The sequence below is a fragment of the Pseudomonas sp. P20 genome, assembly GCF_016463925.1.
Classification (GTDB): Bacteria; Pseudomonadota; Gammaproteobacteria; order Pseudomonadales; family Pseudomonadaceae; genus Pseudomonas; species Pseudomonas aeruginosa.
In genome coordinates, this window is the sequence record NZ_JAEMVM010000028.1 from 176,955 (window position 1) to 197,247 (window position 20,293).

The following is a 20,293-nucleotide window of genomic DNA, read 5'->3' on the forward strand; positions in this document are numbered from 1 at the left end:
GGGATTTCTCCGACGTAGGGCTCAGGCGCGTGGCTTGCCGAGCAGGTAGGAAAGGCTGACGAAGATCACGGAGACGCCGAGGATCAACGTCGACACGGCGTTGACGTCGGGCGTGACGCCCATCCGCAGCAGTCCGAAGATGAAGATCGGCAGGGTGGTGGTGCCGGCCTGCGAGACCATCATCGAGATCACGAAGTTGTCCAGCGAGACGATGAAGGCGAGCATCAGGCCGGAGAAGATGCCCGGCGCCAGCAGCGGCAGCGTCACCTTGCGCAGGGTCCGCCACGGACCGGCGTAGAGGTCGGCGGCGGCCTGCTCCAGGGAAAGGTCCATGTCATCCAGGCGGGCACGGATCGGCAGGTAGGCGAACGGGATGCAGAACACCGTGTGGGCGATGATCAGGTTGCCGTAGCCGAGAGACAGCCCGACGGTGGAAAACAGCGCCAGGGTGGCGACCCCGACCACGATTTCCGGCAGCACCAGGGGCAGCATGATCGCTCCCATCGACAGGCGCAGGCCCCTGAACTTCGCCCCACGCGAGGTGCCGAGGGCGGCCAGGGTGGCGATCGCGGTGGCCGCGGCGCTGGCGCACACGGCGATCAGCAGGCTGTTGCCGGCGGCCTGGCGCAGCGCCTGGTTGGCGAAGGCGGCGCGGTACCAGTCGAGGCTGAAGCCGGTCCAGACGGTGGCCGACTGGTTGGCGTTGAAGGAGTACACCACCAGCACCAGGATCGGCGCGTACAGGTACAGGTAGAACAACAAGCTGAAGGCACCGAAGCCGGGGAAGTCCTGGACGTTATGGCGGCTGCCTTTCCACAGGCGCGCGATCATCGGCCCATCCCCCGTGCGAGACGTTCGGCGCGCCAGGCGTAGACGGTCAGGATCAGCATCACCGCGGCCATCAGCACCAGCGACAGGGCGGCGCCGAACGGCCAGTTCCGGGCGTCGGCGAACTGCCGGAAAATCAGGTTGCCAAGCATCATGCGGGTGCCGCCGCCAAGCAGTTCTGGGGCGATCATCGCGCCCAGGCAGGGCACGAAGGTCAGGATGGCGCCGGCCAGGATGCCCGGCCGGGCGGTCGGCAGGACCACCTTGCGTAGCGTGCGCAGGCGGCCGGCGTAGAGGTCCTGGGCGGCTTCCAGCAGGCGCATGTCCATTTTCTCCAGGGTCGCGTAGATCGGCAGTACCACGAAGGGCGCGTAGGTGTAGACCAGGCCGAGCAGCACCGCGCCGTCGCTGTAGAGCAGCGGCAACGGGTGGTCGACCAGGCCGAGGCCGAGCAGGCCGTTGTTGATCACTCCGCTGCCGCGCAGCAGGAGAATCCAGGCGTAGGTGCGGATCAGCAGGTTGGCCCAGAACGGCACGGTGATCAGGAAGATCAGCAGGCCGCGCCGACGCGGCGGCTGCATGGCCAGCCAGACCGCCACCGGGAAGCCGAGCGACAGGGTGATGAGGGTGGTCAGCGCGGCGATGCCGAGCGAGCGCAGGGCGATTGTCAGGTAGGAGTCGGCGAAGGCCAGGCTGTCGTCCATCTGCCGTTCGAAGAGCAGGGATACGTACGCCTCGCCGCTGAAGGCCCGGTCGACCCCGCCATAGGGGTTGGCCTCCATCAGCGAATAGGCGGCGACGATGAGGATGGGCAACACCAGGAACAGGCCGATGGCGACCAGCGCCGGCGTGACGCCGAGGAAGCTGCGCAGGGCCTGGCGACGCTGCAAGGCTGCGCCGGGGGAAGGGATCGGATGCATGGCTGGGGTCCGTTGCCGAAGGGGATCAATCCAGCAGGACGCTGGCGCTGTCTTTGGCCACGGCCAGGCAGGCAGCTTCGCCGGTGGCGAAGCGCCGTGCCGTGCCGTTCGGTGTGCGCACCGTCAGCAGGCTGCCGTCGGCCAGGCGCACCCGGTATTGCAGGTCGGTGCCGAGGTAGACTTGGCTTTCCACCGTGCAGGGCAGGCCGCCGCCGGTGTTGGCCGCCAGCAGGTCCAGGCGTTCCGGGCGGATCGACAGGCAGACCCGGGCTCCGGCTGCCAGGCCGTCGCGCGCGGCGGCCTCGAACGCTTCACCGCCGGGACCGCGGTACAGCGCCAGCGGGCCGTCGCGCTGGAGCAGCTCGGCTTCGATGAAATTGGTCTCGCCAATGAAGTCGGCGACAAAGCGGTTGCCGGGGCGCTCGTAGATCTCTTCCGGCGGTCCGACCTGTTGCACCTGGCCCTCGGAGAGCACGGCGATGCGATCGGACATGGTCAGCGCCTCCTCCTGGTCGTGGGTGACGAAAATGAAGGTGATCCCGGTCTTCGCTTGGATCGCCTTGAGTTCCTCGCGCATCGCCTGGCGCAGCTTCAGGTCGAGGGCCGAGAGCGGTTCGTCGAGCAGCAGCACCCGCGGTTGCGGCGCCAGCGCACGGGCCAGTGCCACGCGTTGCTGCTGGCCTCCTGAAAGCTGCCCGGGACGGCGATCGGCGAAACGTTCCATCTGCACCAGGGCGAGCATCTCGCGGACCCGCTCGGCGATCTCCGCCTTGCCCAGGCTGCGTCCCAGTGGGCGCGATTCGAGGCCGAAGGCGAGGTTCTCGGCGATGCTCATGTGCGGGAACAGCGCATAGTGCTGGAACACGGTGTTCACCGGGCGCTCGAAGGGCGGTCGCGCGGCGATGTTCTCGCCGTAGAGGAGGATCTCGCCCTCCGTGGGAAACTCGAAGCCGGCGATCATCCGCAGCAGGGTGGTCTTGCCGCAGCCAGACGGGCCGAGGAGGGTGAAGAACTCATTGTCGCGGATATCCAGGTCGACGCGCTTCAGTGCCACCGGGCCGCTCTCGGGATCGCCGTACACCTTGCGTACCGCGCGGATGGACACTGCATGGGTACGCAGCGAATGCAGGGCACTCATGGACTTACCTCCGATTCCCCTTCGTGCGTGCCGCAATGCGGCGCGACGATGGTTGTTGTTCTTATGGCAGGGCTGGAAAGTAGGCTTCCGCGAGGTGGCGGAAGGGTAGCGCCGGCTTGTGGTCGCCGATGGCTGGAGCGGATGATGCGGAAAAGGGGCGGCTGTCGAAAGCTCAATTTTTTTATATAAGGTGTTAAAAAAATTAACATCTAGCGAGGTTCGCAAGGCCCATGTCGATCCCCCGTTTGCCCCCGTTGAACGCTGTGCGCGCCTTCGAGGCCGCCGCCCGCCTGGGTAGCTACGTGGCGGCGGCGAAAGCCCTGCACGTAACCCAGCCGGCGGTCGGCCGGCATGTCCGGCTGCTGGAAGACTGGCTCGGCGCGCGTCTGTTCGAACGTACTTCGCGTGGCGTGCTGTTGACCCCGGCCGGGCGGCAGTACTACGCCGCGGTGTCCACCGCGTTGCAGCAGATCGCCGAGGCCGGCGGCCAGCTCAGTGGCGCGCGCTGGCTGCGGATCATGGCGGTGCCGGCGTTCTCCCGGCGCTGGCTGACGTCGCGCCTGGAAACCCTCTGCGCACAGCGGCCGGGGCTGAAGATCGCCCTCGAACCCAATCCCACCTTCGACCACGTGGAGGAGCGCAGCGCCGACCTCGGTATCGTCTATGGCCTGCCGGGCCAGTACGCCAACCCGCGCGCGCTGCTGATCCGGCCCAAGGTGTTCCCGGTGTGTTCGCCGGCCTACCTGGCCGCCGCCGGGCCGCTGGAGTCGGCGGAGCAACTGGTCGCGCACAAGCTCATCCATGTCGACGACGGCGAGTGGTGGAACCTCTGGTTCTCCGCCATCGGGGTCGACGTCGAGGTCCGTCCGGCGGTGCTCTACCTGAGCAACGACCATGCCCTGGCGCGGGCCGAGGAGGGTCTCGGCATCGCCCTGGCCAACGAGGTGCTGGTCCGCCAGGAACTGCGCAGCGGCGCTCTGGTGCGGCCCCTGGCCGCCGAGGCGGCACTGGAGTGCTACCAGGTGCTGACCCCGCCCGGCACGCCCTCGGCGGACGTCGAGTGGTTCATCGGCTGGCTGGGCGAGGCCCTGCGCGAAGAGTTTCCGGACGCCGTGACGTCCTGAACGCAGCGCCAGCGCTGCATCGTTAACCCAAGCGTAACGATCATGGCGGCTGCTTGATTGAACAGGCCTGGCGGCCTGCCTAACGTGGCTCCTCACGACAGCGTGAAACCTGGAGCCGACATGACGACACCGATCTCTCCCCCGCCGCAGTGGTCGCGGCGCCGCCAGGAAAAGCAGCGGCGCCTCGAGCGCGTGCGCGGCCTGGCTGACGGCGCGGTGCTGCCGCGCGAACGCCTGGTCGCCGCGCTGGAGGCGCTGATCGCGCCGGGCGATCGGGTGGTGCTGGAAGGCAACAACCAGAAGCAGGCGGATTTCCTCTCCCGTTCGCTGGCGCGGGTCGATCCCGGCAAGCTGCACGACCTGCACATGATCATGCCCAGCGTCGGCCGCCCGGAGCATCTCGACCTGTTCGAACTGGGCATCGCGCGCAAGCTCGACTTCTCCTTCTCCGGCCCGCAGAGTTTGCGCATCGGCCAGTTGCTCGAAGACGGCCTGCTGGAGATCGGCGCGATCCACACCTACATCGAGCTGTACGCGCGGCTGGTGGTCGACCTGATCCCCAACGTGGCGCTGGTCGCCGGTTTCGTCGCCGACCGCGAAGGCAACGTGTACACCGGGCCGAGCACGGAAGACACCCCGGCGCTGGTGGAGCCCACCGCGTTCAGCGACGGCATCGTCATCGTCCAGGTCAACCGTATCGTCGACGACCCGCGCGACCTGCCGCGAGTGGACATCCCGGCGTCCTGGGTGGACTTCGTGGTCGAGGCCGACCAGCCGTTCTACATCGAGCCGCTGTTCACCCGCGACCCGCGCCACATCAAGCCGGTCCACGTGCTGATGGCGATGATGGCGATCCGCGGCATCTACCAGCGGCACAACGTGCAGTCGCTGAACCACGGCATCGGCTTCAACACCGCGGCCATCGAGCTGATCCTGCCGACCTACGGCGAGTCCCTCGGCCTGAAGGGCAAGATCTGCCGGCACTGGACCCTCAACCCGCACCCGACCCTTATCCCCGCCATCGAGAGCGGCTGGGTCGAGAGCGTGCACTGCTTCGGCACCGAGCTGGGCATGGAGGGCTACATCGCCCAGCGTCCCGACGTGTTCTTCACCGGTCGCGACGGCTCGCTGCGTTCCAATCGGATGTTCTGCCAACTGGCCGGGCAGTACGCCGTCGACCTGTTCATCGGCGCTACCCTCCAGGTCGACGGCGACGGCCATTCCTCCACCGTCACCCGCGGACGCCTGGCCGGCTTCGGCGGCGCCCCGAACATGGGCCACGACCCGCGCGGCCGGCGCCACTCGACGCCGGCCTGGCTGGACATGCGGGGCGAACCCGAGGCCTTGCTGGAGCGCGGCAGGAAGCTGGTGGTGCAGATGGTCGAGACCTTCCAGGACGGCGGCAAGCCGACCTTCGTCGAGCGCCTCGACGCGCTGGAGGTGGCGCGCGAGACCGGCATGCCGCTGGCGCCGGTGATGATCTATGGCGACGACGTCACCCATGTGCTCACCGAGGAAGGCATCGCCTACCTGTACAAGGCGCGCTCGCTGGAGGAGCGCCAGGCGATGATCGCGGCGGTGGCGGGGATCAGTCCGATCGGCCTGCGCCACGATCCGCGCGAGACCCTGCGGATGCGCCGCGAAGGGCTGATCGCGCTGCCCGAGGACCTCGGCATCCGCCGCACCGACGCCTCGCGCGAGCTGCTGGCGGCGAAGAGCATCGCCGAGCTGGTCGAGTGGTCCGGCGGGCTGTACCAGCCGCCGGCGCGTTTCAGGAGCTGGTGATGAACGCCATCGCGAACCTCGCGGCGACGCCGTGTGCCGACCTCGGCGAATGCCTGGCCGACCTGGCGGTGGACGCCCTCATCGACGAAGCCGAACTGTCGCCCAAGCCGGCCCTGGTGGACCGCCGCGGCAATGGCGCGCATGCCGACCTGCACCTGGGCCTGATGCAGGCCTCGGCGCTGAGCCTGTGGCCGTGTTTCAAGGAAATGGCCGACGCCGCCCAGCGGCATGGGCGCATCGATGCGCGCCTGCGCGGCGTCCTTGGCCAACTGGGGCGCGACGGCGAGGCGGCGATGCTGCGTACCACCGAAGGCGTGAACACCCATCGCGGAGCGATCTGGGCGCTCGGCCTGCTGGTCGCGGCCGCCGCTCTCGAACCGCGCCGCACGCAGGCCGGCGAAGTGGCCGCGCGCGCAGGACGCATCGCCCTGCTCGACGATCCGGCGGCCGCCATCGGCGACAGCCACGGCGAGCGCGTCCGTCGGCGCTACGGCGTCGGCGGCGCCCGCGAGGAGGCGCGTCTCGGCTTCCCCCGCGCAGTGCGCCACGGCCTGCCGCAGCTATGGCGCAGCCGCGAAGGCGGCGCTGGCGAGCAGAACGCCAGGCTCGATGCGCTGCTGGCGATCATGAGCATCCTCGACGATACCTGCGTGCTGCACCGCGCCGGCCGCGTCGGCCTCGCCGCGATGCAGGATGGCGCCCGCGCGGTGCTCGCCGCCGGCGGCAGCGCCAGTCTCGCCGGTCGTCGCCGCCTGTGCGAGCTGGACCGCCGCCTGCTGGCGCTGAACGCTTCGCCCGGCGGCGCCGCCGACCTGCTGGCCGCCTGTCTTTTCCTCGATCGCCTGCCCGCCGTGTCCGGTGGGTGGGCTGGGAGTCTCTGAGATGGAAACCCTGACCTTCGAATTTCCCGCCGGCGCTCCGGCGCGCGGTCGCGCCCTGGCCGGCTGTGTCGGCTCCGGCGACCTGGAGGTGCTGCTCGAGCCGGCCGCCGGAGGCGCGCTGAGCATCCAGGTGGTGACCTCGGTAAACGGCAGCGGCCCGCGCTGGCAACAACTCTTCGCGCGGGTCTTCGCGGCGTCCACGGCGCCGGCCGCGTCGATCCGCATCCACGATTTCGGCGCCACTCCCGGGGTGGTCCGCCTGCGCCTGGAGCAGGCACTGGAGGAGGCTGGCCATGACTGACGTCGCCCGCCTGCTGGCGCTGCGCAGCTTCACCGAACTGGGAGCGCGCCAACGCGCCCGGGCCCTGCTTGACGCGGGCAGCTTCCGCGAGTTGCTCGATCCCTTCGCCGGCGTGCAGTCGCCCTGGCTGGAACGACAGGGCATCGTGCCCCAGGCCGACGATGGGGTAGTGGTCGCCCGTGGCCTCCTCGACGGCCAGCCGGCGGTGCTCGCCGCCATCGAAGGTGCTTTCCAGGGCGGCAGCCTTGGCGAAGTCAGCGGAGCGAAGATCGCCGGCGCGCTGGAGCTGGCCGCCGAGGACAATCGCAACGGCGTTCCGACCCGGGCCCTGCTGTTGCTGGAAACCGGTGGCGTGCGCCTGCAGGAAGCCAACCTCGGACTGGCGGCGATCGCCGAGATCCAGGCGGCCATCGTCGATCTGCAGCGCTACCAGCCGGTGGTGGCGGTGATTGCCGGGCCGGTCGGCTGCTTCGGCGGCATGTCCATCGCCGCCGGGCTGTGCAGCTACGTGCTGGTGACCCGCGAGGCGCGCCTCGGCTTGAACGGTCCGCAGGTGATCGAACAGGAGGCCGGCATCGCTGAATACGACTCGCGCGACCGGCCGTTCATCTGGAGCCTCACCGGCGGCGAGCAGCGCTTCGCCAGCGGTCTCGCCGACGCCTACCTGGCCGACGACCTCGATGAGGTACGCACCTCGGTACTCGCGTATTTCGCCAAGGGCCTGCCGGCACGGCCGCGCTGCCGCCGCGCCGAGGATTACCTGCGGCGGCTGGGCGACCTCGATACCGCCGAGCAACCGGATGCCGCCGGCGTGCGCCGGCTGTACCAGGGGCTGGGCCAAGGAGATGCAACATGAGCCAACCGTTCGCTTCCCGTGGCCTGGCCTGGTTCCAGGCGCTGGCCGGTAGCCTCGCGCCGCGTCCCGGCGATCCTGCTTCGTTGCGCGTCGCCGATGCCGAGCTGGACGGCTACCCGGTGCGTTTCCTGGCCGTCGTGCCCGATCCCGACAATCCGTTCCCGCGCGCTCGCCAGGGCGAGGTCGGGCTGCTCGAGGGCTGGGGCCTGGCCGCCGCCGTCGACGAGGCGCTGGAGGCCGACCGCGAGGCGCCACGCAAGCGCGCGCTGCTGGCCATCGTCGACGTGCCGAGCCAGGCCTACGGCCGCCGCGAGGAGGCCCTGGGTATCCACCAGGCGCTGGCCGGGGCGGTGGATGCCTACGCCCGCGCCCGACTCGCCGGGCATCCGCTGATCGGCCTGCTGGTGGGCAAGGCGATGTCCGGCGCGTTCCTCGCCCACGGCTACCAGGCCAACCGCCTGATCGCCTTGCACGATCCGGGGGTGATAGTCCACGCCATGGGCAAGGCCGCCGCCGCGCGGATCACCCTGCGCAGCGTCGAGGAACTGGAGGCGTTGGCGGCGAAGGTGCCGCCGATGGCCTACGACATCGACAGCTACGCGTCGCTCGGCCTGCTCTGGAGGACCCTTCCGGTGGAGACCGTCGAGGTGCCGTCGACGGCGGACCTGGTGCGGGTCCGCACCTGCCTGGGCGAGGCCCTGGCCGATATCCTCGGCGGCCCGCGCGACCTCGGCGGCCGCCTCGGCGCGGCCAACCGCGAGGCGTCGGCGCGGGTGCGCCGGCTGCTGCGCGAGCAGTGGTGAATTCAGGAGCGAGCCGTGGTCATCGCGAACAGCTCACAGCGGGGCTCCAGCCGGCGACGGCTCGCTCCTGATCCGATGCGTCGCAGGGCAGGGCCGGAACCCCATGACTTGCTCCTGGGCATGGCGCCGGCGCATTTGCCGGAGAATGCTCCGGCCTGGGTCTGCGCGGCACTGAAGGCCGGCTGGCCGGTGGTGGTGCGCCGTGCGCCGGCAGATCCCGCGCGGGTGGCCATCGGCGTGCGCGGCCTGGCGCGGGAGCAGCGCTGGGCCGGCTGGATGCCGTTGGCGGCAATCACCCGGCGCTTGCGCCCGGAAGCGCTGGGCCAGCGCGAGCCGGCGATGCTGCGCGATCTGCCGGCCTGGCGTGCCTTGCGCGACCTGCGTGCGCCGCTGAACGCGCTGGGACTGGCCTGGGGCGTGACCGGCGGCGCCGGTTTCGAGCTGGCCAGCGGGGTCGCCGTGCTGCATCCGGACAGCGACCTCGACCTGCTGCTGCGCACCCCGCGCCCGTTCCCGCGCGATGACGCGCTGCGCCTGCTGCAGTGCTTCGAGCAGTGTCCCTGCCGGATCGACCTGCAACTGCAGACCCCGGCGGGCGGCGTGGCCCTGCGCGAATGGGCCGAGGGTCGGCCCCGGGTGCTGGCGAAAGGCAGCGAGGCGCCGCTGTTGCTGGAAGACCCCTGGCGGATCGCGGAGGTCGAGGCATGAGCGTGCTGTTCGCCTATCCCGGCCAGGGCGCCCAACGTCCCGGCATGCTCGCGGCCTTGCCCGACGAACCGCCGGTGCGCGCCTGCCTGGAGCAGGCGGCGGACTGTCTCGGCCAGGCGCCGGCCGAACTGGAGAGCGCCGAGGCCTTGCGCGGCACCCGCGCGGTGCAGTTGTGCCTGCTGATCGCCGGGGTCGCCGCCAGCCGCCTGCTGGAGACGCGCGGGCATCGGCCGGGGCTGGTCGCCGGGCTGTCCATCGGCGCCTATCCGGCGGCGGTGGTAGCCGGCGCGCTGGACTTCGACGACGCGCTGCGTCTGGTGGCGCTGCGTGGCGAACTGATGCAGGCCGCCTGGCCCGAGGGCTACGGGATGAGCGCCATCCTCGGTCTCGAACAGGCGCAACTGGAAGCGCTGATCCTGGCGGTGCGGCGCGAGCACCCGCCGCTCTACCTGGCCAACGTCAACGCCGAGCGGCAACTGGTGGTGGCCGGCAGCGAAGCGGCTCTGGCCGCCCTCGCCGAACGCGCCCGTGCCGCCGGCGCCAGCGCGGCGAAGCGCCTGGCGGTGAGCGTACCGTCGCACTGTGCGCTGCTCGACGAACCGGCCGCGCGCCTGGCCGAAGCCTTCGCCGGCATCCGCCTGCATCGGCCGCGCGTGCCCTACCTGAGCAGCAGCCGGGCGCGCCTGGTCGCCGAACCGGCCGCGCTGGCCGACGATCTCGCCGGCAACATGGCGCGCCGCGTCGAGTGGCTGGCGACATTGCGCAGCGCCTACGAGCGCGGTGCCCGCCTGCATCTCGAGCTGCCGCCGGGACGGGTCCTCAGCGGTCTGGCGCGGCCTCTGTTCGGCTGCGCCACGCCGGCCTTCGAAGGCTCCCGGGCGGATACCCTGGACGCGCTGTTGCGCGAGGAGGAAAAGAGAACCCGATAAGCGTTCGTTCGAGGCATAAAAACAACAACATCGATCCGCAACCGAGGACAACAATAATGATTATCTACGGTGTCGCACTGCTGTCTCTGTGTACCCTCGCCGGGCTGTTCATCGGCGAGATCCTTGGCGTGCTGCTCGGCGTGCCGGCCAACGTCGGTGGCGTCGGCATCGCCATGCTGCTGCTGATCTTCGTCGGCAGCTACCTGGGCAAGCGTGGCCTGCTCTCGGCGAAGACCGAGCAGGGCGTGGAGTTCTGGAGCGCGGTCTATATTCCCATCGTGGTCGCCATGGCCGCCCAGCAGAATGTCCTCGGCGCGCTGAGCGGCGGGCCGGCCGCTATCCTCGCCGGCATCGCCGCGGTCGCCGTGGCCTTCGCCCTGGTCCCGCTGCTCGACCGCTTCGGCCGGAAGAAAGCCGAAGGCGCCCGGCCATTGAAACCGCGCACCAGCGTGCAGGGGTGAGCGCCATGTTCGAGTCCCTGAACAAAGTCATCAATGGCTACGGCCTGATCAGCGGCTTCGCCATCATCGGCGTGACCATGGCGGTGTCCTACTGGTTGTCGGCGCGCCTCACCCGCGGGCGCCTGCACGGCTCGGCGATCGCGATCTTCCTCGGCCTGGTGCTGTCCTACGTCGGCGGCGTCGCCACCGGCGGGCAGAAAGGATTGGTGGACGTGCCCCTGATGTCCGGTATCGGCCTGCTGGGTGGCGCCATGCTGCGCGACTTCGCCATCGTCGCCACGGCCTTCGGGGTGAATGTCGAGGAACTGCGTCGGGCAGGGGTTTCCGGGGTGGTGTCGCTGTTCCTCGGGGTCGGATCGTCGTTCGTCGCCGGGGTCGCGGTGGCCATGGCGTTCGGCTATACCGATGCGGTCAGCCTGACCACCATCGGCGCCGGCGCGGTCACCTACATCGTCGGACCGGTGACCGGCGCCGCCCTGGGGGCCAGCTCCGAGGTGATGGCGCTGAGCATCGCCGCCGGGCTGGTGAAGGCGATCCTGGTGATGGTCCTGACGCCTTTCGTCGCGCCCTACATCGGCCTGAACAATCCACGTACGGCGGTGATCTTCGGTGGTCTCATGGGCACCTCCAGCGGCGTCGCCGGCGGCCTCGCCGCCACCGACCCGAAGCTGGTGCCCTACGGTTGCCTGACCGCGGCGTTCTATACCGCCATCGGTTGCCTGCTGGGGCCGTCGCTGCTGTATTTCAGCGTGCGTGGCCTGGTTGGGTGAGCGGGCTCGTCCGGGCACCCTCTCCCTGAAGGGCGAGGGTTGGGGAGAGGTCAGCGGGCCAGCGGTAATGTGGACTTCCGTCCGCTATCCCGCCGCCTCCTGCTCCAGGCGCAGGCTGTACATCCGGCACTCCGCGAGCAACGCCAGCAGGTTCGGGTCGCGCTCCTTGGCCTTGAGGAACACCACGCCGATGTGCTGCTGCAGGCGATAGCGCGGTTGCAGCGGGATCAGCCGCACGCGGTTCTCGTAGACCGCCTCGATGCGTTTGGGCAGCAGCGCATGGCCGACCCCCGAGCTGACCATGCTGAGGAGGGTGAATATGTCGTTCACCTGCATGGCGATCTGCGGTTCGAAGCCGGCCTGCTGGAACACCCGGGTGCCGTCCTGATGGGTGGCGAAGCCCTGGGTGAGCGTGACGAAGGGCGTGTCGCGCAGGGTGCTGAGATCGATCTCGGCGAGCCTGGCGTAGGGCGAGTCCACCGGCACGGCGAGGAAGATGTCATCGGAGAACAGCGGCAGGTGCTCGCAGTCGGGATCGCTGACGCTGTCGTTGAGCGACACCAGGATGGCGTCCAGCTCCATGTTCTTCAGCTGGTAGAACAGATCGACGTTGGAGCCGAGGATCAGGTCGATGTTCAGCGCGCTGCGTCGCAGCTTGAGACCCATGATCAGTTGCGGCACGGTCTTCACCGTCAGCGAATAGAGCGCGCCGAGCTTGAAGCGCTCGGCGGAGAAGCCGGCCGCCTCGCGGGTCAGGCGCACCGTGTCGAGTACCTCCTGGACCAGCTTCTGCGCGCGCTCCTCGAGCACGTAGGCGCTTTCCAGCGGGGTCAGGTTGCGTCCCTCGTGCTTGAACAGCGGGCAGCGCAGGGCGCTTTCCAGCGAGTGGATGGCGCGGTGCACGCTGACGTTGCTGGTGCCCAGTTCCGCCGCCGCGCGCGCCAGGTTGCCGGTGCGCATGAAGGCGAGGAAGGTTTCCAGCTTCTTGAGGGTGATTTCTTCGTCGATCAGCATCCGCGTTCCCCTGGCCGGTGGCGTCGGGGGATTGTGCCTGAGGCGGCGCGGGAGGGGTAAAAAGGGCCGTCATGTCCTAGCGCGTGGCGGAGCATGACGGCCTGGAAACGCCTTGGGGAAGGCGGAGTTGCACTGACCGGATGGAATCCCGCTTCGGCAGCCTGAGCCGCCGATAGGCTAACGGAACTCAGCGGATGGAGCGGATGGTGCCCTTGCTGCCGGTGACCTTGACGTCGACCTTCTTGAACAGGAAGTAGTCGTTCACCGAAACCTCGTAGCGCGGCGCCACGATCAGGTCGGCATTGGAGTTCTTCACCGCCTTGAACGCGGCGGCGGCCTTGGCCGAGGACACCGGGTCGAAGGCGCCGAGGCTCAGGCCCGAGCCGCTTTCTGCGCCGTAGGTGACGCCGTCGGCGAACTGGCTGTCGCCGCCGAACTTGAGGAAGCCGAACAGGATATTGACCGAGGAGTCTCCGCTGATCGGCTCGCCGACGGCGACGTCGGCCTTGAGGTCGGTTTTCACCGCGCCGGCCACCGGGGCGATGGGCTGGCTGACGTTGTAGCTGGCGCAGCCGGTCAGCGAGGCCGCGGCGAACAGCAGGGCGGGCAACAGGAACTTCTTCATCTGACTCTCCATGATGATTCATCGATGAGGCGGCAGGCCCGAATGTCCATCGATCCCTGGGCGCTGCCGGACTGCCGGACCGGGGTGGTCCGGAGCGCCGGCCACCCTAGCAACGGAGGCTTTTTGCCACAGTCATCGGATTCGTCTTTGTCAGAAAGAAAGTTCCTCTTGGAATGTCGGAAAGCTGAGGGTCAGTGCCGGCGCTCGGCAAGCTTGCCCAGTTGCTCCCGGCAGTAGTCGACGAACAATCGTGCCGGCTTGGTCAGTTGCGCGCGTTTCAGCCAGGCGGCGGCGAGCCCGGAGGTGGACACCGGCTCGGCGAGGTCGACCATGACCACCTTCTTGCCGTCGTAGGTGCATTCCGAATGCGGGCGGGTGACCAGCAGGGAGAAGCCGAAGCCCTGGCCGACCATGCCGCGCACCATCTCGATGGACGGCGAGCTGAAGGCGATGTTCGGCGTCAGGCCGAGTTCCTCGAACAGGCTGACGAAATAGGTGCGGCTGGGCTGCACGTCGAGCAGGATCATCGGTTCCAGGCACAGGTCGCGCAGCGACACTTGCGCCTGCCCGGCGAAGCGGTGCCCTTCGGGGAGCAGCGCGTGGGGTCGTTGCGGCGGCATCAGCGGCTCGGTCTCGATGGTCGAGTCGAGGTCGTGCTCGTAGAGGAAGGCCAGGTCGAAGCGCCCGGAGGTGAGGCCTTGCACCAGTTCCTGCTGCTCGCCGTCGCGTATGCGGATCTCCACCCCCGGATAGGCCTGGCGAAAGCCGGCGATCAGGCCCGGCAGGTAGAGCGGGGCGACCGTCTCGAAGCAGCCGATGTCGATCTGCCCGGCGATCACGTCGTTGTCGGCCAGGGCGTTCTGCTCGAACTCGTGGGCCATCCGCAGCAGTTCCTGGGCCTTGCGGTAGAAGCGCGCGCCGGCGGGGGTCAGCGACACGCCCTGGGCGTGGTGGCGGATGAACAGCTGCACGCCGAAGCTTTCCTCCAGACCCTTCACCGCCGTGGAGATCGACGGCTGGGCGATGTACAGCTTGCGCGAGGCCTCGGCCACGCTGCCGCATTCCACGGTGGTCACGAAATACTTGAGTTGCCGCAAGGTATAGGACGCCACTGCAAGACCTCATCGGCGCATCATCCTCCCCGGGCCGGGCGTGCGCGCCTCGATTGTTGTGTCCGCCGCGCTGCAAGCAAGTTGCAGGCCGCTGCCGAGCGTCGCGGCGCTGGCCGCGACGACGATTGCCCGCCTGCACGATAACCCAGCACGACGCACTTTGCCGGGGCACGCCTGGCCAGCTTTTTCTTATGTCCCGAGGACATTTTTAATAATTTTCCTTCGCCGCGGCTTGCGCGACCATCCTTCCCCATCGACCCCATGGACAGCGGTCCGCCTCCCGGCGGTCCGGGCCATGCGTGCAGAACCACGACCGGCGCAGACCGGCGAGATAACAAGGAGAAGGTGGGGTGTTCGAACTCAGCGATTGGCAACGGCGCGCCGCGACACAGCGCTTCATCGACCAGGCCCTGATCGGCGGCCGCCAGCGTCCGGCCGCCAGCGGCGCTACCTTCGACGCCATCGATCCGGCGAGCAATCGCCTGCTGGCGCGGGTCGCGGCCTGCGATGCGGCCGACGTCGACGCGGCAGTGGCCGCCGCCCGCCGCGCCTTCGACGAAGGCCCCTGGGCGCGTCTCGCCCCGGTCGAGCGCAAGCGCGTGCTGCTGCGCCTGGCCGAGCTGATGCTGGCCCATCGCGAAGAGCTGGCGCTGCTCGACTCGCTGAACATGGGCAAGCCGGTGATGGACGCCTGGAACATCGATGTACCCGGCGCCGCCCACGTCTTCGCCTGGTATGCGGAAAGCCTCGACAAGCTCTACGACCAGGTCGCGCCGACCGCCCAGCAGACCCTGGCCACCATTACCCGCGTGCCGCTGGGGGTGATCGGCGCGGTGGTGCCGTGGAACTTCCCGCTCGACATGGCCGCCTGGAAGCTCGCCCCGGCCCTGGCCGCCGGCAACTCGGTGGTGCTCAAGCCGGCCGAGCAGTCGCCGTTCTCCGCCCTGCGCCTGGCCGAGCTGGCCCTGGAGGCGGGGGTGCCGGAAGGCGTGCTGAACGTGGTGCCGGGCCTCGGCGAGCAGGCCGGCAAGGCCCTCGGCTTGCACCCGGAGGTGGACACACTGGTGTTCACCGGCTCCACCGAGGTCGGCAAGTACTTCATGCAGTATTCCGCGCAATCCAACCTCAAGCAGGTCTGGCTGGAGTGCGGCGGCAAGAGTCCGAACCTGGTGTTCGCCGATTGCCGCGATCTTGACCTGGCGGCGGAAAAGGCCGCCTTCGGCATTTTCTTCAACCAGGGCGAGGTCTGTTCGGCGAACTCGCGCTTGCTGGTGGAGCGATCGATCCACGACGAGTTCGTCGAGCGCCTGCTGGCCAAGGCCCGCGACTGGCAGCCGGGCGATCCGCTGGACCCGGCCAGCCGCGCCGGCGCCATTGTCGACCGCCGGCAGACCGCCGGGATTCTCGCCGCCATCGAGCGGGCGCAAGGCGAGGGCGCGACCCTGCTCGGCGGTGGCCGCCAGTTGACGATCAACGGTTCGGACAACTTCATCGAACCGACCCTGTTCGGCGACGTACGCCCGGACATGCAGCTGGCCCGCGAGGAAATCTTCGGTCCGGTGCTGGCGATCAGCGCCTTCGACTCCGAGGACGAGGCCATACGCCTGGCCAACGACAGCCGCTACGGCCTCGCCGCCTCGCTGTGGAGCGACGACCTGCACCGTGCACACCGGGTGGCGCGGCGCTTGAATGCCGGAACGGTGTCGGTGAATACCGTGGACGCGCTGGACGTCGCGGTGCCTTTCGGCGGCGGCAAGCAGTCCGGCTTCGGTCGCGACCTGTCGCTGCATTCCTTCGACAAGTACACCCAGTTGAAGACGACCTGGTTCCAGTTGCGCTGAAGACGCGACGGACGCGACACGACTCGATGCCGATAACGACAACAAGAGGACGATCGAATGAACGACACGCCGAACGTGCGTGAGCCGGCCCTGCGCCGCGTGCTCGGGCTGGGACCGCTGCTGGCGGTGGCCATCGGCCTGGTGGTTTCCCAGGGCGTGATGGTACTGATGCTGCAAGGCGCCGGGACGGCCGGCCTGGGCTTCATCGTGCCGCTGGGAGTGGCCTACCTGCTGGCGCTGAGCTACGCCTTTTCCTTTTCCGAGCTGGCCCTGATGATTCCCCGCGCCGGTAGCCTGAGCAGCTACACCGAGGTGGCCATCGGGCATTTCCCGGCGATCCTGGCGACCTTTTCCGGCTACGTGGTGGTGGCGATGTTCGCCCTCTCGGCGGAACTGCTGCTGCTCGACCTGATCATCGGCAAGGTCTACCCCGGCGCGCTGCCGCCGATGCTGGTGGCCTACGGCGTGCTCGGCCTGTTCACCCTGCTCAACCTGCTCGGCATCGACATCTTCGCGCGCCTGCAGAGCGCCCTGGCGCTGCTGATGATGATCGTCCTGCTGGTGCTCGGCCTGGGTGCGGTGAGCAGCGACCACGCTTCCGCGCAGACCGCCCTGGCGAGCGGCTGGAACCCGCTCGGGGTAAGCGCCCTGGCGCTCACCGCGATGGCCGTGTGGGGCTTCGTCGGCGCCGAGTTCGTCTGCCCGCTGGTGGAGGAGACGCGGCGTCCGGAGCGCAACATCCCGCGTTCGATGATCCTCGGCCTGAGCATCATCTTCCTGACCATCGCCCTCTACTGCTTCGGTGCGCTGCTGTGCATCCCGCAGGCGGAACTGGCCGGCGACCCGCTGCCACACTTCCTCTTCGCCAACCGCGTGTTCGGCGAGTACGGCCAGCTGTTCCTGGTGATCGCCGCGATCACCGCCACCTGCAGCACCCTCAACTCGTCGCTGGCGGCGATCCCGCGGATGCTCTACGGGATGGCGCAGAACGGTCAGGCCTTCCCGCAATTCAAGCAGCTCAGCCGGCGGGCGCGCACGCCCTGGGTGGCGGTGCTGTTCGTCGCCGCGATCACCGGCCTGCCGATCCTGATCCTCGGCCAGGACCCGGACTCGATCAACCTGCTGCTGCTCGCTGCCGCGCTGGCCTGGCTGCTGGCCTACATCATCGCCCACGTCGACGTGCTGGCCCTGCGCCGTCGCTATCCGCACATCGCCCGTCCGTTCCGCACGCCGTTCTACCCGCTGCCGCAACTGTTCGGCATCGCCGGGATGATCTACGCGGTGGTCCACGTCTCGCCGACCCCGGAAATGACCGGACGGATCTTCGCCAGCGCCGGCGTGGTGCTCGGCGTGGTCTCGCTGGTGGCGGTGGTGTGGATCAAGGGCGTGATGCGCAAGCCCCTCTTCGTACCCGAACCGCTCGAGACGGCCGGTGAGACTGCCCAGGGCAAGTCCGTCGCCCTCGATCCCCTGCAATCCCCTTCGGCCTGACGCGCCAAGGGAACAAGGAGAACACAGACGATGACCGCTCAGCTCAACCCGCAGCGCGACACCCGCGACTACCAGCAACTGGACGCCGCGCACCACATCCACGCCTTCCTCGACCAGAAGGCGCTGAACCGCGAAGGCCCGCGGGTGATGGTCCGCGGCGATGGCCTGCAGCTCTGGGACAACGACGGCAAGCGCTACCTGGACGGCATGTCCGGCCTCTGGTGCACCAACCTCGGCTACGGCCGCCAGGACCTCGCCGCCGCCGCCAGCCGCCAGCTGGAACAACTGCCGTACTACAACATGTTCTTCCACACCACCCACCCGGCGGTGGTGGAGCTTTCCGAGATGCTCTTCAGCCTGCTGCCGGACCACTACAGCCACGCGATCTACACCAACTCCGGCTCCGAGGCCAACGAGGTGCTGATCCGTACCGTGCGGCGCTACTGGCAGATCCTCGGCAAGCCGCAGAAGAAGATCATGATCGGTCGCTGGAACGGCTACCACGGCTCGACCCTGGGCAGCACCGCGCTCGGCGGGATGAAGTTCATGCACGAGATGGGCGGCATGCTGCCGGACTTCGCCCACATCGACGAACCCTACTGGTACGCCAACGGCGGCGAGCTGAGCCCGGCCGAGTTCGGTCGCCGCGCGGCGCTGCAACTGGAGGAGAAGATCCTCGAACTGGGCGCGGAGAACGTCGCCGCCTTCGTCGCCGAGCCCTTCCAGGGCGCCGGCGGCATGATCTTCCCGCCGCAAAGCTATTGGCCGGAGATCCAGCGCATCTGCCGGCAGTACGACGTGCTGCTGTGCGCCGACGAAGTGATCGGCGGCTTCGGCCGCACCGGCGAATGGTTCGCCCACGAACACTTCGGCTTCCAGCCGGACACCCTGTCCATCGCCAAGGGCCTGACGTCCGGCTACATCCCCATGGGCGGCCTGGTACTCGGCAAGCGCATCGCCGAGGTGCTGGTGGAGCAGGGCGGGGTGTTCGCCCACGGCCTGACCTATTCCGGCCACCCGGTGGCGGCGGCGGTGGCCATCGCCAACCTCAAGGCGCTGCGCGACGAGGGCGTGGTCACGCGGGTCAGGGAGGAGACCGGACCCTACCTGCAACGCTGCCTGCGCGAGGTCTTCGGCGACCATCCGCTGGTCGGCGAGGTCCAGGGCGCCGGCTTCGTCGCCGCGCTGCAGTTCGCCGAGGACAAGGCGACCCGCAAGCGCTTCGCCAACGAGAACGATCTGGCCTGGCGCTGCCGCACCATCGGCTTCGAGGAGGGCGTGATCATCCGCTCCACCCTCGGCCGCATGATCATGGCCCCGGCGCTGGTGGCCGGGCGTGCCGAGATCGACGAACTGATCGACAAGACCCGTATCGCGGTGGATCGCACCGCGCGCGAGATCGGCGTGCTCTGACGCGCCCCGGCGGCCCGGCCTCGGCCGGGTCGCCTGCGACACGGAGCGTCCCCCCATAACGACGATGCGGCGCCTGGCGACCGCGCGCGGAACCGTTTCGGCCTCTGGCCGGCAACTGCCTCAGCAACATCACAACAATGCCAATCGGCTGTGGGAGTGTTCCATGTTCAAGTCCTTGCACCAGTACGCACACGTGTTTTCCCGGTTGTCCCTGTTCGGCCTGGCGTTCGCCGCGGCGGCCCAGGCGCAGAGCCAGAGCCTGACGGTGATCTCCTTCGGCGGCGCGACCAAGGCCGCCCAGGAACAGGCCTATTTCAAACCCTTCGAGCGAAGCGGCGGCGGGCAGGTGGTCGCCGGCGAATACAACGGCGAAATGGCCAAGGTGAAGGCCATGGTCGACGTCGGCAAGGTCAGCTGGGACGTGGTCGAGGTGGAGAGCCCCGAACTGCTCCGCGGCTGCGACGAGGGGCTGTTCGAACGCCTCGACCCGGCGCGTTTCGGCGACCCCGCGCAGTTCGTCCCCGGCACTTTCAGCGAGTGCGGGGTGGCCACCTACGTCTGGTCGATGGTGATGGCCTACGACTCGACGAAGCTGGCCAGGGCGCCGCAGTCCTGGGCGGATTTCTGGAACGTCCGCGAGTTCCCCGGCAAGCGTGGCCTGCGCAAGGGCGCCAAGTACACCCTGGAAGTGGCGTTGCTGGCCGACGGGGTGAAGGCGGAGGACCTCTACAAGGTACTTGCCACCCCGGAGGGGGTCAGCCGCGCCTTCGCCAAGCTCGACCAGCTCAAGCCGAACATCCAGTGGTGGGAGGCCGGCGCCCAGCCGCCGCAATGGCTGGCGGCCGGCGACGTGGTGATGAGCGCGGCCTACAACGGGCGCATCGCCGCTGCGCAGAAGGAGGGGGTGAAACTGGCCATCGTCTGGCCCGGCAGTCTCTACGATCCGGAGTACTGGGCGGTGGTGAAGGGCACGCCGAACAAGGCGCTGGCGGAGAAATTCATCGCCTTCGCCAGCCAGCCGCAGACGCAGAAGGTGTTCTCCGAGCAGATCCCCTACGGGCCGGTACACAAGGGCACCCTGGCGTTGCTGCCGAAGACGGTGCAGGAGGCGCTGCCGACCGCGCCGGCCAACCTCGAAGGCGCGCGGGCGGTGGATGCCGAGTTCTGGGTGGACCACGGCGAGGAGCTGGAACAGCGTTTCAATGCCTGGGCGGCGCGCTGAGCGCGCTGCGCGTCGGCAAAAAAAATGACGGGCCCCAAGTCGTCCGGGCCCGTCGGGTCAAAGCGCTGACG

20 protein-coding genes are annotated in these 20,293 nt (G+C 68.9%); 14 read left to right on the top strand and 6 right to left on the bottom strand.

The features are described from left to right. Nucleotides 1–21 precede the first annotated feature (21 nt). From JHD77_RS26660 to JHD77_RS26670, 3 genes are read right to left on the bottom strand one after another with little or no spacing between them, the layout of a single operon-like run. Complete coding sequence (locus tag JHD77_RS26660) at nucleotides 22–831, bottom strand: ABC transporter permease (protein WP_003106179.1); 810 nt, start codon at nucleotides 829–831, stop codon at nucleotides 22–24. Further along, on the bottom strand, nucleotides 828–1,748 hold the full coding sequence (locus tag JHD77_RS26665; RefSeq protein WP_003106180.1) for an ABC transporter permease: 921 nt from the start codon (nucleotides 1,746–1,748) through the stop codon (nucleotides 828–830). Before JHD77_RS26665 ends, JHD77_RS26660 begins: the two co-directional genes overlap by 4 nt. A 25-nt stretch (nucleotides 1,749–1,773) precedes the next feature. Next, nucleotides 1,774–2,886, bottom strand: a complete 1,113-nt coding sequence (locus tag JHD77_RS26670) for an ABC transporter ATP-binding protein (RefSeq protein WP_003106181.1) — start codon at nucleotides 2,884–2,886, stop codon at nucleotides 1,774–1,776. 230 nt (nucleotides 2,887–3,116) lie between these two features. Here JHD77_RS26670 and JHD77_RS26675 point away from each other — a divergent pair, with 230 nt between their 5' ends. The 10 genes from JHD77_RS26675 (at nucleotide 3,117) to madM (ending at nucleotide 11,504) form a co-directional block, all read left to right on the top strand. Beyond that, nucleotides 3,117–4,010, top strand: coding sequence for a LysR substrate-binding domain-containing protein (locus JHD77_RS26675; RefSeq protein WP_003106182.1), 894 nt, complete (start codon nucleotides 3,117–3,119; stop codon nucleotides 4,008–4,010). A gap of 120 nt (nucleotides 4,011–4,130) precedes the next feature. Then, nucleotides 4,131–5,795 (top strand): malonate decarboxylase subunit alpha, encoded by a 1,665-nt coding sequence (gene mdcA, locus JHD77_RS26680; protein WP_003106183.1) that lies wholly within the window; start codon nucleotides 4,131–4,133, stop codon nucleotides 5,793–5,795. Then, entirely contained in the window at nucleotides 5,795–6,676 is an 882-nt protein-coding gene (locus JHD77_RS26685) for a triphosphoribosyl-dephospho-CoA synthase (protein WP_003145068.1), read from the top strand. Before mdcA ends, JHD77_RS26685 begins: the two co-directional genes overlap by 1 nt. Before the next feature lies 1 nt (nucleotide 6,677). Further along, a complete protein-coding gene (locus JHD77_RS26690) occupies nucleotides 6,678–6,977 on the top strand; it encodes a malonate decarboxylase subunit delta (RefSeq protein WP_003084001.1) in 300 nt (99 codons plus the stop codon). Next, a complete protein-coding gene (locus JHD77_RS26695; protein WP_003084003.1) occupies nucleotides 6,970–7,833 on the top strand; it encodes a biotin-independent malonate decarboxylase subunit beta in 864 nt (287 codons plus the stop codon). The genes JHD77_RS26690 and JHD77_RS26695 overlap by 8 nt, the downstream gene beginning before the upstream one ends. Continuing rightward, nucleotides 7,830–8,636, top strand: a complete 807-nt coding sequence (gene mdcE / locus JHD77_RS26700) for a biotin-independent malonate decarboxylase subunit gamma (protein WP_003158511.1) — start codon at nucleotides 7,830–7,832, stop codon at nucleotides 8,634–8,636. The genes JHD77_RS26695 and mdcE overlap by 4 nt, the downstream gene beginning before the upstream one ends. 15 nt (nucleotides 8,637–8,651) lie before the next feature. Next, nucleotides 8,652–9,344 (top strand): malonate decarboxylase holo-ACP synthase, encoded by a 693-nt coding sequence (locus JHD77_RS26705; RefSeq protein WP_003118606.1) that lies wholly within the window; start codon nucleotides 8,652–8,654, stop codon nucleotides 9,342–9,344. After that, nucleotides 9,341–10,273 carry a malonate decarboxylase subunit epsilon gene (mdcH, locus tag JHD77_RS26710; protein ID WP_003112670.1) on the top strand — a complete coding sequence of 311 codons (933 nt, stop codon included), beginning with the start codon at nucleotides 9,341–9,343 and terminating at the stop codon, nucleotides 10,271–10,273. The genes JHD77_RS26705 and mdcH overlap by 4 nt, the downstream gene beginning before the upstream one ends. 56 nt (nucleotides 10,274–10,329) lie before the next feature. Further along, nucleotides 10,330–10,734 (top strand): malonate transporter subunit MadL, encoded by a 405-nt coding sequence (gene madL / locus JHD77_RS26715; RefSeq protein ID WP_003112671.1) that lies wholly within the window; start codon nucleotides 10,330–10,332, stop codon nucleotides 10,732–10,734. A gap of 5 nt (nucleotides 10,735–10,739) precedes the next feature. Next, nucleotides 10,740–11,504, top strand: a complete 765-nt coding sequence (gene madM, locus JHD77_RS26720; RefSeq protein WP_003084016.1) for a malonate transporter subunit MadM — start codon at nucleotides 10,740–10,742, stop codon at nucleotides 11,502–11,504. A gap of 84 nt (nucleotides 11,505–11,588) precedes the next feature. On the opposite strand, the gene JHD77_RS26725 is transcribed toward madM, so the two are convergent. The 3 genes from JHD77_RS26725 to JHD77_RS26735 form a co-directional block, all read right to left on the bottom strand. Beyond that, nucleotides 11,589–12,518 carry a LysR family transcriptional regulator gene (locus JHD77_RS26725; RefSeq protein ID WP_003084019.1) on the bottom strand — a complete coding sequence of 310 codons (930 nt, stop codon included), beginning with the start codon at nucleotides 12,516–12,518 and terminating at the stop codon, nucleotides 11,589–11,591. A 187-nt stretch (nucleotides 12,519–12,705) separates the two neighbouring features. Beyond that, entirely contained in the window at nucleotides 12,706–13,143 is a 438-nt protein-coding gene (locus JHD77_RS26730; protein ID WP_003101914.1) for a hypothetical protein, read from the bottom strand. A gap of 191 nt (nucleotides 13,144–13,334) precedes the next feature. Next, nucleotides 13,335–14,255: a LysR substrate-binding domain-containing protein gene (locus JHD77_RS26735; protein ID WP_003084035.1), complete on the bottom strand. Its 921-nt coding sequence runs from the start codon at nucleotides 14,253–14,255 to the stop codon at nucleotides 13,335–13,337. Nucleotides 14,256–14,605: 350 nt separating this feature from the next. Between JHD77_RS26735 and JHD77_RS26740 the strand changes: the two genes are divergently transcribed. The 4 genes from JHD77_RS26740 (at nucleotide 14,606) to JHD77_RS26755 (ending at nucleotide 20,222) form a co-directional block, all read left to right on the top strand. Next, nucleotides 14,606–16,096, top strand: a complete 1,491-nt coding sequence (locus tag JHD77_RS26740; RefSeq protein ID WP_191519393.1) for an aldehyde dehydrogenase — start codon at nucleotides 14,606–14,608, stop codon at nucleotides 16,094–16,096. A gap of 57 nt (nucleotides 16,097–16,153) precedes the next feature. Further along, nucleotides 16,154–17,587: an APC family permease gene (locus tag JHD77_RS26745; protein WP_003084045.1), complete on the top strand. Its 1,434-nt coding sequence runs from the start codon at nucleotides 16,154–16,156 to the stop codon at nucleotides 17,585–17,587. 30 nt (nucleotides 17,588–17,617) lie between these two features. Then, the gene (locus JHD77_RS26750) at nucleotides 17,618–19,000 is read left to right on the top strand and encodes an aspartate aminotransferase family protein (protein ID WP_003101901.1); all 1,383 of its coding nucleotides are present in this window, start codon (nucleotides 17,618–17,620) and stop codon (nucleotides 18,998–19,000) included. Nucleotides 19,001–19,163: 163 nt separating this feature from the next. Next, on the top strand, nucleotides 19,164–20,222 hold the full coding sequence (locus tag JHD77_RS26755) for an ABC transporter substrate-binding protein (protein ID WP_003101898.1): 1,059 nt from the start codon (nucleotides 19,164–19,166) through the stop codon (nucleotides 20,220–20,222). Nucleotides 20,223–20,293 lie beyond the last annotated feature (71 nt).